The organism is Photobacterium sp. SKA34 (genome assembly GCF_000153325.1).
GTDB lineage: Bacteria > Pseudomonadota > Gammaproteobacteria > Enterobacterales > Vibrionaceae > Photobacterium.
The window spans coordinates 1,024,316-1,036,825 of record NZ_CH724141.1 but is presented as its reverse complement, the minus strand read 5'-3'; the positions used below and the strand labels follow the sequence as shown (position 1 = coordinate 1,036,825).

The window sequence follows — 12,510 nt, the reverse complement described above, 5'->3', positions numbered from 1 at the left end:
AGGTCGGCTTACGCCAACGCAATAAATGGCTTTTCGTTCTACTGCTCTTTTTTGTGAGTTCTTCTCTCTCATAGGCCAAATTACTCATTAGCAAGGGATTAAGGCATACCGGAATGAACACTATGATGAAGAATCGGCAATGTTATCGGCAGCCCGAAAATCGAAATAAAGCAGAGAGAATATTATTTTTATAGCTATTTTTTCGAACAACGTCGGTATTTTAAATTCTATTTATCAACTTAAATAAGTGTTTAAAAAACGAGACGAGACATTCATGGATACTAATAACAACGCAAATTCTACTGATTTAAGGGCTATTACGTTTAACGCCAGTCGAAGACGCTTTCTTACTCACACAAGGACATTAGCATCTAGTACCCTAGTACCTACTCCAGCTTTCACCTTCCCACTTACTGTGAATGACACTCCACCAGCACTTTTCACCAGCGGAATAGGGTTCAATGGTGAGCGAAAAGATCCCGTGACCGGTGGTTATCATCTTGGTAATGGCTACCGCATGTACAACCCCCACTTACAGCAATTTCACCGTTACGATGACCTGAGCCCCTTTGGTCAAGGAGGCATGAATGGCTATGCCTACTGCCTTGGTGATCCTATCAATCAAGGCGATCCAAGTGGTCATTTCGCCATCCTAAGTCTTCTTATCGGTGCCATTGTTGGCGCTATCATTGGTAGTGGGATAAGCGCTATCAGTGAAGGCATCCAATGTGCCATTAACCCTGAACATAAATTTGACTGGAAACAAGTGGGTATAGGAGCCGCCCTTGGGTTTATTTCTGGTGGTTTCGCGACGGCAGCAAAAGGCGCAACTACATCAGTAAAAGTGGGATTAGCCATTGTTGACGCCACGGTGTCCGGTGGCGCAGATTTTGGTTTGAATGTCGCCGCAGGCACGCCCGTCAAACAATCTGGGCTCAATGCAGGTATTGGTGTCCTCATCGGACTTAGTACTTTTGCTGTTGGGTTAGGTGTCAAGACACTCGGATCATCACTGTCGGAGGCTAACCAGCAGCTCGCAAAAATTAAAACTGTAGGGCTGAGTGGCAGAGGCGCACAAAGAGCAGCCTTGACACTGAAAATAGACAACTCTCATCAGCAAATGTTGAACGATGGCGTTTTTTTTGTTCACGGCTCGAATAGTGCAAGCTTTGATGGGTTAACTAGGTTCAGAGCTCTACTAAGTGCAGAGGAAATTGATGGGACTCCTTGGTTTCACAAAAAGGGACTATCTTCTGGGGAAAGAGGCTATACGTTTAGCAATATCGGTACAGGGCAGCCAATTAGTAAAGGGGTTAGCTTGAATAACGTTAATAGCTATCAAAGTTCTCTCCACTACTCTTCTATGGGAGATTGCTCTATGTACCCTGTGTTGTACGGAATTGATGGTAATATTTCTTTATCAGCTGCAAACGTCGGGCACCCGCTGAGTGTTGGTGGAATAGGACTAGATCATATTTCTAGGATTTACGTTCCCTCAAGTAAAATTGCAACTACTGCTGATTATTTTTACAGTAGAGGTTTCGGGCGATTAGCAAGTTCTATCAGATCGATTCCCACGATGTGATACAAAACATTTGATACGTGATTTCTCAAAAATGTCTTATAACATTCAGATATTACTTCATCTATTATTCTGCAACTGAATAAAACAAAAAAGCGCAATTACTGAGTGATCAATAAGAGCGCTTTATAAATTCAATTATTACTTATTGTTTAATGTACCACTACATAATTACTTATAACTATCACAGTTAGAAGTTATTGATGGTACTTGTTTTATATCTTTAACATGATAGGTATTCTGTAGGCTGCGGAAAATAATTGCACTGTAGTAATCACCATTTTCAATACTGAACGTAATTGAATAGTTAACACCAGCAACAACCTGTTGTTTTACATTGTAAATTTTACCAAGATGATGGTCACCAGGGATTGCTTTAACGGCATATTTCGCTGCTTGTAAAACATCAGGCGTTATATCAATTTGTGCCCAACCACCAACAATGTCGTGAGACAAATTACAATTTTCTTGTAAATTCATCTTATCCGAAGATACGTTACTCACTGAATTACATGCAACTAACACTACGGAACTTAAAGCAACTAGTAAAATTTTCTTATTCATCATCAAATCCTAATTCACGTTTGCTACATCTATATCAACAGAAAACGTAATTGAGTGCAAATACACTTTATGCAACAAAGCAGCACGTCGCTATAAGACGTCAGACATCTACCGAATATGAATGATATTCCATTGCTACCTTAAAGCCATGAATTCCCAAGTTATATCACTTTTTACGAGCCTTTTATAGAAGTGCCAACCCACTCGATCTGAATTGTGAAATTTTGGCCCTAGTCCAAATGTGCCTTCTCATTCTGCTTAAATATTAGTGACTTCTCAACGCCCTAAACCAAGCGATCTTTCTTGTATCTTTAGCCAATGCTCGATAGTCTCGAGTCTTACACAGCTTCCATAAGCAGAAACGACCGTCCAGCACTTTAACACTTACGCCGTGGTAGCTAGATTGCTTGCCATGCCTACGCTTAAATTGTGGATATCTGGCTTTTAACTTCGGGTTAAAGAAGTTGTCAAAAGCTTGATGGAGATTAATCACCGATTGTTGCAATGCGATGGAGTCATACTGCTTTAACCCGTGATATTTGCGATACTTTTTGGCAACCGAAAGCAGAGGTTTAATCTCTTTTTTCGGGTTTAGCTTTACGCCATGCTTGCGGTACATATGTGATTTAAAATGCAGAGCTTTGTTATACGCAAAACGCACAGCCCCAAATTGAGCCATTAAAAACTCAGCCTGTTCTTGCGTAGGATAAATGCGTACTTTTGTTGCTCTTAAAATTTTCAGCACTCACATGTAAAATGTAAATATATTATGGCTTTAGTGAGGCATTGTAAAGTGAGTGTGCGCAAAAAAGAGTTGTTAGACGGATACCTTAAAAAAGGCACAGCGTTAGTAAAATTGGAGTGTGAATTAATTGAGATGGATGGTGAAGAGGATCATGTGCATCTATTAATTTCCTACCCACCAAAGCTAGCCATTAGCGTGATGGTAAATAATCTAAAATCAATATCATCAAGAATGCTGAGATTGCAAAACACACATCTTACAAGGCAAAGTAAAAGCGCGGCTTTATGGTCACGTTCCTACTTTGCTTGTACAGCTAGCGGTGCAACAATCGAAACATTGAAGTCTTATGTAGAAAGTCAGGCGACACCAGATTAAGCCGCTTCGCGTCTTACGCCTTATATCCCCGCCCGATTGGGCGAGGGTTTACGGCGAAATTGCTAAATGTAGAGTTTTATTATAAGTAAAACGAACAGCACCAAACTGTCGGTATCGGTTAACTAACCGTTGAATATGTCTACGTCTTAGCTACATCAATTTTTCTAATCCGTTTATCGTAAACGCTCTATATTATTTCGAGTTTCTTAATCTCTTTGGTGCTCATTTTAAGTTATATTCCCATCCCATAGGTAGATTCTTCTATGAGAAGAATCGTACACCCGATGTGACATTTTAAAGTTGGGCTGACACTTTTAAAATTAAGGTCTAAAAACAGACTTTGAACTTTTCGCTGAAATAAACACAAACCTCTATTTAAGCATATCTATATATGCAAGATCGATAATTCAACCCCCTAAATATACTTTGAAATCATAAAAAATTGATAACATGTTACAGTTATGTAAAATTTTTATTACAGTTATTGAGGATTTAATTTTGTATTAACGCTTGTAAGGCATTTAAATTATAGACACTCTTGATATGCAAATTATTGCTTTAAGATCCATATTTAGGCTTCCTATAAAGTCGTTGGGAAGTAATAATTTAATTAACATCAGGAACCAAACATGAACTTACAACGTCAAACAAGCTGCAAGATAGCAGTGCTTCTTGGTACATCTGTTGGCTTTTCGGTACATGCCGCAGAAATGGTAAAGGTTAATGATAATAAATTCCTCTTTCAGAGCCTTAGGGCACAATCTACAAGTATTACTCCATTAGAAACGGGCTTTTCTGAAATAAAAAAAGTTGTCTTACCAAACGGGAAAACCAAAGTCCGGTATCAACAGACCTACTTAGGTGTGCCTGTCTTTAATACTTCTGTTGTGGCAACTCTTTCTAACAATAAACCATCGGATGTTTATGGTTTGATGGCGAAAGGGGTCAACCGCGATTTGCCAAGTATTACGCCTAAATTAAGTGAAAAAGAAGCAATTTTAGCTGCTATTACTTCGCACCAGCTCGTTGCTAATAACAATCATAATATTGAAAACAAAAACGCTAAGTTAATGGTAAAACTTGATGATAACCAAACGGCAAAGATTGTTTATCTCGTTAATTTCTATATCGCCTCCGAACATCCTGAACGTCCATTTTATATTGTTGATGCAATAAATGGCGTTATTTTAGAGCACTGGGATGGATTAAATCATGCTAAAGCCTCAGGCATGGGCCCTGGCGGTAATATAAAAACTTCTGAATACATTTATGGTTTTGATTTTGACGGTCTCCCTATTAGCAAGGTGGGGACAACGTGTACGTTAGAAAATGCTGCAGTTAAAACCGTGAATTTAAATAATGCGACCGAGGGTAATACCGCTTATCAATACAATTGTATTGATGATGATAACTACAATTATTTTAGATATGTAAACGGTGCTTTTTCGCCGCTTAACGATGCACATTATTTTGGTAATGTTGTTTTTGATATGTATCAAGATTGGATGAATACATCACCGTTAAATTTCCAGTTAACAATGCGTGTTCATTATGGCTCCGAGTATGAGAATGCATTTTGGAACGGATCTTCAATGACATTTGGAGATGGTAAAGATCGCTTCTATCCACTTGTTGATATTAACGTAAGTGCCCATGAAGTTAGTCATGGTTTTACAGAGCAAAACTCAGGGCTTGTTTACAAAGATATGTCTGGTGGTATTAACGAGGCTTTCTCTGATATTGCTGGTGAAGCCGCTGAATATTATCTTCGCGGTAAAGTAGATTGGATTGTAGGTAGCGATATCTTTAAGTCGGAAGGAGGGTTACGGTACTTTGATCAACCATCGAAAGATGGCCAGTCTATCGATCATGCTTCTCAATATTATGATGGTATGAACGTGCATTTCTCAAGTGGTGTTTTTAATCGTGCCTTTTATTTACTTGCCAACAAACCTAATTGGGGGGTTCGTAAAGGGTTTGAAATATTTACATTAGCAAACCAGCTGTATTGGACGGCAAACAGTACGTTTGACGAAGGTGCATGTGGTGTTGTTAAAGCTGCCGAAGATTTCGGTTATACCGTTAAAGATGTTGAGAGCGCATTTAATTCGGTGGGAGTCGATGCTAGCTGCGGTTCACCTATTCCTAATGATAATGTTCTTATTAAGTGGGAGCCAATTACAGATTTAAGTGGAAGCGAAAACTCGAAAACCTACTACATCTTTAATGTTGATAAAGCTTCGACTGTTATGGTTTCGATGGCCGGTGGAAAGGGAGATGCCGATCTATATATAAGAGCTAACAGAAAGCCGACAACCTCAGCCTTTGATTGTAGCTCTAACCGATCAGGGAATGATGAGATGTGTTACTTATATGCCCAACCGGGTATCACATATTACGTCTTGATTCATGGTTACACACGCTATACCAAACTGACGCTTCGCTTAGACTAATAAGATCAACCTCATTTTAACACGTAAGAACGTCATAATAAGTCAGCTTATCTGCTGGCTTATTTTCCTATCTAGTATCCGTTAATCAAGTATGGATTTTGATATTAAACGGCATAAGTGAGTTTCGAATTATGACAAGAATGATAATCATAGCTAGTTTGATGGCAGTGACACCAGCGTTTGCAGATAATATTCCAGTTACACCAGAAATGATGAGCGTCAGCTATATTGCTAATGTTCAAAATAGGCAAACTTATACTTATGTAAAATGTTGGTATCGGCCAGCACAAAAACATGATGATCCCGCAACAGAATGGGAATGGGCGCGTGATGAGAAAGGTGATTACTTTACTATTGATGGTTATTGGTGGTCCTCGGGAAGGTTGAAAAATATGTTTTACACCAATGTTTCTCAGTCAGAAATTAAACATAGATGTAAAGAAACATTAGGCGTAAATCATGATACTGCTGATTTCCTTTTCTATGCTTCTGATAATCGGTATTCGTATAACCATGATATTTGGACAAATGATGACGTTAATAAACATGTAATTAATCGTATTATTGCTTTTGGTGACAGCCTATCTGATACGGGAAATATTTATAATGCTTCTCAATGGGTATTTCCAAATCGAAATTCTTGGTTCTTAGGACATTTTTCTAATGGCTATGTGTGGACAGAGTATCTAGCTCATGGAAAAGCTATTTCCCTTTATAATTGGGCGGTGGGTGGCGCAGCTGGAACTAACCAGTACTTGGTATTAACTGGTATTTATGCTCAAGTTACGTCTTACTTAACCTATATGAAAATAGCAAAAAACTATCACCCTGAAAATAGTTTGATCACACTTGAATTTGGTCTTAATGACTTTATGAATTACGGTCGTGAGGTGGCAGATGTAAAAGCAGACTTGAGTAGTGCATTGATTCGTTTGACCGAATCGGGCGTGAAAAACCTTTTATTATTCACTTTGCCCGATACGACAAAGGCGCCACAATTTAAATACTCAACCCCAAATGAAATTAATACTGTAAGAGCTAAAATCTTAGCTTTTAATGCATTTATTACAGAGCAATCTCGCCTTTACAAAGAAAAAGGGTTAAACATTATTCTTTTTGATGCATATGATACTTTTGAGGAGCTCATCGCCCAACCTAAATTATATGGTTTTGAAAATGCCAAAGATGCTTGTTTAAATATTAGTCGTAGTTCAGCGAAAGATTACCTCTATCGACATAATTTAACCAATGAATGTGCTTATCATGGCTCTGATAAATATGTCTTTTGGGGAGTCACTCATCCAACAACTGCAATTCATAAATATATTGCCAATCAGATTCTTGAAACGAAGCTAGAGAGCTTTAATTTTTCAAAAGACTAAAATCAAAATCTGATTATTTACGCGTGAAGTATTGCTAAGTCAGACACTGGCAACTTAAGCTGCATAATGATAATTATTGCAGCTTAATCCAAAAGGCTCATAATTAGAAAATATTTCTTTTGTCTATTTTTTTATGCTTTTTTATTCCATAAAAGCATTCCCTTGTCACATTTATTGGGCTTTATTGTTGCGTGTTAGTTAATTTACGTTAAGTATAGTTGCAAGTAAAAATTAGCTTCAATATAAAGGTTATGATGAAAATAAATAAAAAAAAGAAATATTTTAAGATCTGGATTGTTTTTTTTACGGCGACAATCAGTTTTAGCAGCTTTGCTGATAATACTTATATTGATGACTATTATATTGAAGCGAAAGGGATGGAAGGAAAAGCACTCAAAAATATGCTTTCTATTATCGCTTCACGAGGTCAAAAACAGTTAACTTACAATGAAGTTTGGTCTGCGCTTAAAGACATGAATGAAGATCCAAATAATCCGAATAATGTGATTCTTTTTTATAGTGGTCGTTCACAATCAAAAGACTTTACTGCGTCAGGAAACAATAACAAAGACGCATGGAATCGCGAGCATTTGTGGCCTAAATCATTAGGCTTTAAGCGAAAGAATCAGTGGGGATATACCGACATCCATCACTTACAACCTACCGATGTGCAGATTAATTCTATCCGCTCCAATAAAGCTTTTGATTTTGGTGGTAAACCATTAACAAAATCGCCATTTAATAAAACAGATAATGACAGCTTTGAACCTCGTGATACGGTGAAAGGTGACGTTGCTCGGGCTATTTTCTACATGGCAGTGCGTTATGAAGGACTGGATGCGAATATGCCTGATCTTTTTATTGCGGACGATACCTCCACTCACTCTGGTGTGCCAAATATTGGTAAATTATGTTCATTACTGCAATGGCATAATGCAGATCCTGTTGACGAATGGGAAAGGCTTCGTCATGAAAAAGCAGTAATCTGGCAGGGTAATCGAAATCCTTTTATCGATAACCCTCAATGGGTTAACGCCATTTACGCCAGTCGATGTTCATTTTAATCATCATTTTTCAACGAGTATAAATCGCACTCATTTGTAGAGTGAGCTGTAATGAGTAATAGTTCACTAGTGAGTGCTTTTGCCCTTTTCGTTATCTCTCATCTAAGAAGTCGCTTACTTCTATTATAAAAATAACTATGAAAATATTATCAGCAATAGTTTTACTTTGCTTAGCTACTTGCGCTCTGGCATCACTCTATTTTGGCCCACCTGATGGTGAAAATATAATTGATGTTGGTAGTCAACGTTGCCGCTGCGTATTAACATGAAAGAGATCATTTGGCATCAATGGATATTAGTTTTAAACGGCGTCATAACCCCCCCTATTAATTTACATGGACTAAAAACAGACTTTGGACTTTTGCTGAAATGGGCAAAAAACTAATATCACGGACAGATTACTGAATATGACAAATGTTGAAACGACTACGACTACCGGATCCGAGCATATTCACATTCTGCTTTTCGCGAATCTTCAACCAAGCAGCATTCTCTGCCGCATTCAGATCTGAAGGAAGATAATCTAGATTTGAATGTCGTGATACCAGCACTTTTCGATTTAGATCGTCTGATAAACTATCCACAATGTTTGCTGTTAGTTGGCTATCAGAATACGCAATCACAAGTACGGTTTCTTTGCCTTCAATTTCCTGTAAAAGCAACGATTGATTATCCATACTAAACTGGACATCTGTATATCCTCCTGAACTGTCGGGCAGCCCAGATATCGAATGATACATTCGGCTGCGTTTCTTATTTTTCAAACTCATCAGGGACTTTTCGTCTTCAGCGCTATAAACATGCACCACTTTAATGTTGTTTTTAGCCGCATAACTTAAAATGGCACTTTGGTTTCCTAAACCGCGTCTCGTTAAGACTGGCGAGTTTTTCAGGCTTTGCGACAAACCCTGCTCCGCCGCATCAACAAGTACAATCGCCGTCTCTTTGCCTTCACTCAAAGACTGCTTCAAAACGCGCCGCACTTCAGTATGAGCTTGCTTTCCTTCCAACGTGTCCCACTTGAGTGATTGATATACCGCGTCAGCAGGCCTTACTTCAACCGCATAAGGATGATAGTGGTAGTGTCTTGAAGGCCAGTAAGTATTTCTCTTGTACACACCAAGATCCTCAGCCAAATGAAACTCACTCACTACCTTTTCATTTTTCAGGTACGCTTTCGGTTTATTCTGCCCTTTAGCATTCCATTGATAGTACAGCGCTTCGCGTAATGTAATAAGATCATTACGAATTGTACTTATCTCTGTCTCTGCATCTCTGCCACTTTCGGCATTATTAAAATGAGAAATTCCCGTCGTTTGATATTCGGCATTGTCAATCGAATACTCGGTGAATTGTTTAGTATCAGGATGACGATGTTTGAGTAACACGCTTCCCCGAGGCATCGCGCCTGAAGCGTAATCGCGAGCATGAATTAACTCATGACCTAGCGCCACAGCTTGGTCAAAAGGCGTATTCGTACCCGGGATATTGACCACTTCTTTCGTCGAAAAAAACACCGTGTTTGACACGCCTTTTCCATCAAACTGTCGCGGGTAAACCAGCGCTGATTTTTGTTTATCAACAAAGGACGAAGGGACTGTTTCGAATAAGCGACCAGCACTATCCGGTTCGCGAATGACGGTCACCACGTTCACCTTGGTTGTATCAACACCTTGAAGGTGCTCAATAAGAGGCCCTACAGCATCCTCGGGAGCATTGACCGGCGTATAAACTGCGATTTGGCGTAATACTTCTCGGCCGGTCGGTGTCATTTTCAGTCTATGAATAAGCACTTTAATATCCGCAAGGTAAGCGTCATCTTTTGTTTGAACATACAAGTTAGTTGATACTCGATAAAGATTACCGTACTGCGAAGAGTTGTAGCCGTAAATGACTTTCACACCATCAGGAGCGGCATAAAACTCCTCCATATATTCACGGCCATCAGCGACAGCATTTCCAACCCATATTGATAATATAAAAATAATAGAAATCATTTTTGCTTGTATTTTCATATTACTAGCTCTCAATCTTAATCTGAAGTTCGATGAGCTCTTCCAACTCTTGAACAAGAATTTCATGAATATAGGGAAGCATCGTCATATCGTTGTTCCTAATCACATCCCCCAGTTGTGTAATCGCCAAATCCAACTTACCTTGAGACAATTGGCTGCCAACATGAGAGAGCATTTGCCACAACGCATGCTGATCTGACATCATCACCTGCTGAGAAATAGTATTCAAATGAGCTTCATTAAGGTATTGCCTATTCACGACTGATAATGAACTGTTAAACAATTGAGGAGCGTAACTATCCGTCGTCAGTACATGCACTTCCGATTGTTGGTGTTGCGCAATTTGCGCGTACAAAGCCAAGTCCCCAAGTAAATAATGCAACTCATTCGCTGTTTTCACTTCCGTGACTTTTTCCATGATTTCTGACACTGCTCTATTTAAGCTTCTCTGCAATGTGTTCTTGTCGGAACTCACGATTACGTTGTCAAAAGTCTTCGCCATAATTGGAGAATAAAATTGAAGATTTTTTCCTGAATACATACTTGGATAAGGGATCGAGTAATAAATATCGCGAATATAAGCCGCCGTGATTGTATTTTCGAACACGGGCTTTATGAAAGCATGGAACCTTTCATATTGCGTGATAATACTTAAAGCTCCTCCTGATGGCCTTTCTGTCAAAAGTAACTCGTACCAACGACTAAGCTGATACCAGTCTTTCCTCTGTTCAGGATCGTTGCCATCCAGTCCCTGACTATTTAGATATTCGGTGAGGGTTGTTTGATAAGACAGCACTTCAATAGAAGAGAGCTGTGTGACTAAGGTTTCAAACCTTCGATTCGATAGTTGACCGACTACATACGCGTAAGCTAGGTCACCCAATTTGGTGCGAAGTAACCCTGACTCCCAGCCATTGTTTACCTTCGTTTCAACATATGATTCCACATCGAAGTCCAGCGACTTTCCAATCACAGCCACGAGTTCTTGATCTTTAGAGAAATGATAAGTGTCATAGAGTGGCCCTGAGTCTTTACATGCATCGAGCGACGCTTGAATACCACCAGGATAGACTGACGGTATCCCCCAGCACTCTCTTGCTGGACTCACTTCAAATGTCGCTGTACGTATTTGTTCATCGGATAAATAATCCAGATTCCAATTTGCTTTCGCATATTCACGCAACCCACTCATTATCGCCCTTTCTTCCAATATACGTCGATTAAGCCCAGTGTATTGATAGATCAAAGGAATATGCTGTTTTGCACGAACAATGACACTCGTGCGCAGTTTCTCTTTGTGTTCCTGTAAATTTTCCAAGGCCGTCTGTACAAGTGAACGCTTCACTTTATGCAGCTTTAAATGAAGTTGATTGAATTCTGACGATGAAAGCTGATTAATAATCAATTGAATTCGTGCCAACCCTTTTGATTTGACACAATTCATCAAAATAGCTGGATTATCCTCCACTTCAGAACACAAAGGGTGATTAAGATTTGATTGCCCAGATATATGACCGTAAACCTTGATATGTTCGAGATCCATCCTCGTCATTTGTCTCACAAGCTGACGATCATAGCCCGCGGCAATACGACGGTACTCCGTATCCGCAGCGAGCAACAGTTGGTCGATATACATTTTAATCGATGCGTTGACATGGTCGTCGTACTGATTAATCAGTTGAATTACATCCTCTTTTTTATGATGGAATCGATGAAAATCAGGATGATGGTCATTAAAAACATAGTGAGTTTGAGATTCAAACTCCTCAATCTTCTCTTTCGCTGCAAAGTATTTAATATCATTAGACAGCATATTTAGCTCATCACCAACCAATGGAACAATCGAAAAAATAGAGGCAATTTTATCTAAACGCGTCGACGACTCTTTTGAAAATGTAGACACCATGTTCTCTGCCCACCCCTCTACAGCAAAAGCATCGCCAACAGGGCCAAGCACTTCCAATGTGGCACTGCCAATTTGACCTAGGCGATTCAATATCGCTGAAGTAGCTATTACACTTTCAGACGCTGCTGGCAGGGTTTTTAAAAGTTTTGCCGTTGAAGGCCATGCCTCGGCAAATAACGGTTGCTGAAAAGAATGTTCTAGCTCTCCGAAGGTAGAGCCTAACTGAGGTTCTGAGAAAAACTCTTGGTGGAGCTGCCCTTCTAAGCGCTGGCTATCGAAGCTATTTAAGCTTTGCGTATCAGGCACACCATCAATAAAGCACAATGAATACGTCGCCGGACTGAATGTCACCAAAGCAATGAAACTAAGTAGTAATTTTAAATACATAAGGAAGACGTTATTTATATTTTAAAAAGAGTAAAAC

9 protein-coding genes are annotated in these 12,510 nt (G+C 39.3%); 5 read left to right on the top strand and 4 right to left on the bottom strand.

Annotated features, from left to right (window positions below):
* Window positions 1-274 precede the first annotated feature (274 nt).
* A complete protein-coding gene (locus tag SKA34_RS06115; RefSeq protein WP_006644628.1) occupies window positions 275-1,585 on the top strand; it encodes an RHS repeat-associated core domain-containing protein in 1,311 nt (436 codons plus the stop codon).
* A 168-nt stretch (window positions 1,586-1,753) separates the two neighbouring features.
* Here the strand turns inward: SKA34_RS06115 and SKA34_RS06110 are convergent, their stop codons facing one another.
* Both SKA34_RS06110 and SKA34_RS06105 read right to left on the bottom strand, forming a co-directional pair.
* A complete protein-coding gene (locus SKA34_RS06110; RefSeq protein WP_006644627.1) occupies window positions 1,754-2,146 on the bottom strand; it encodes a cystatin domain-containing protein in 393 nt (130 codons plus the stop codon).
* 265 nt (window positions 2,147-2,411) lie between these two features.
* The gene (locus SKA34_RS06105) at window positions 2,412-2,891 is read right to left on the bottom strand and encodes a helix-turn-helix domain-containing protein (RefSeq protein ID WP_232284229.1); all 480 of its coding nucleotides are present in this window, start codon (window positions 2,889-2,891) and stop codon (window positions 2,412-2,414) included.
* 24 nt (window positions 2,892-2,915) lie between these two features.
* Between SKA34_RS06105 and tnpA the strand changes: the two genes are divergently transcribed.
* From tnpA to SKA34_RS06085, 4 genes are all read left to right on the top strand, one after another.
* Window positions 2,916-3,266, top strand: coding sequence for an IS200/IS605 family transposase (gene tnpA, locus SKA34_RS06100; protein ID WP_006644625.1), 351 nt, complete (start codon window positions 2,916-2,918; stop codon window positions 3,264-3,266).
* A 629-nt stretch (window positions 3,267-3,895) separates the two neighbouring features.
* Window positions 3,896-5,719: a M4 family metallopeptidase gene (locus SKA34_RS06095; RefSeq protein ID WP_006644624.1), complete on the top strand. Its 1,824-nt coding sequence runs from the start codon at window positions 3,896-3,898 to the stop codon at window positions 5,717-5,719.
* A gap of 131 nt (window positions 5,720-5,850) precedes the next feature.
* Window positions 5,851-7,101, top strand: coding sequence for an SGNH/GDSL hydrolase family protein (locus SKA34_RS06090; protein WP_039859753.1), 1,251 nt, complete (start codon window positions 5,851-5,853; stop codon window positions 7,099-7,101).
* 254 nt (window positions 7,102-7,355) lie between these two features.
* Window positions 7,356-8,165, top strand: coding sequence for an endonuclease I family protein (locus SKA34_RS06085; protein ID WP_006644622.1), 810 nt, complete (start codon window positions 7,356-7,358; stop codon window positions 8,163-8,165).
* A 398-nt stretch (window positions 8,166-8,563) separates the two neighbouring features.
* Here SKA34_RS06085 and SKA34_RS06080 read toward each other — a convergent pair whose 3' ends face one another.
* The gene (locus tag SKA34_RS06080; protein ID WP_006644621.1) at window positions 8,564-10,180 is read right to left on the bottom strand and encodes a M91 family zinc metallopeptidase; all 1,617 of its coding nucleotides are present in this window, start codon (window positions 10,178-10,180) and stop codon (window positions 8,564-8,566) included.
* A gap of 4 nt (window positions 10,181-10,184) precedes the next feature.
* Entirely contained in the window at window positions 10,185-12,473 is a 2,289-nt protein-coding gene (locus SKA34_RS06075) for a hypothetical protein (RefSeq protein WP_006644620.1), read from the bottom strand.
* Window positions 12,474-12,510 lie beyond the last annotated feature (37 nt).

Excerpts from the sequence above, each read along its gene's own strand:
- SKA34_RS06080 (WP_006644621.1), bottom strand. The coding sequence starts at position 10,180 with ATGAAAATACAAGCAAAAATGATTTCTATTATTTTTATATTATCAATA.
- SKA34_RS06085 (WP_006644622.1), top strand. The coding sequence starts at position 7,356 with ATGAAAATAAATAAAAAAAAGAAATATTTTAAGATCTGGATTGTTTTT.
- SKA34_RS06090 (WP_039859753.1), top strand. The coding sequence starts at position 5,851 with ATGACAAGAATGATAATCATAGCTAGTTTGATGGCAGTGACACCAGCG.
- SKA34_RS06110 (WP_006644627.1), bottom strand. The coding sequence starts at position 2,146 with ATGAATAAGAAAATTTTACTAGTTGCTTTAAGTTCCGTAGTGTTAGTT.
- SKA34_RS06115 (WP_006644628.1), top strand. The coding sequence starts at position 275 with ATGGATACTAATAACAACGCAAATTCTACTGATTTAAGGGCTATTACG.
- tnpA (WP_006644625.1), top strand. The coding sequence starts at position 2,916 with ATGGCTTTAGTGAGGCATTGTAAAGTGAGTGTGCGCAAAAAAGAGTTG.
- SKA34_RS06095 (WP_006644624.1), top strand. The coding sequence starts at position 3,896 with ATGAACTTACAACGTCAAACAAGCTGCAAGATAGCAGTGCTTCTTGGT.
- SKA34_RS06075 (WP_006644620.1), bottom strand. The coding sequence starts at position 12,473 with ATGTATTTAAAATTACTACTTAGTTTCATTGCTTTGGTGACATTCAGT.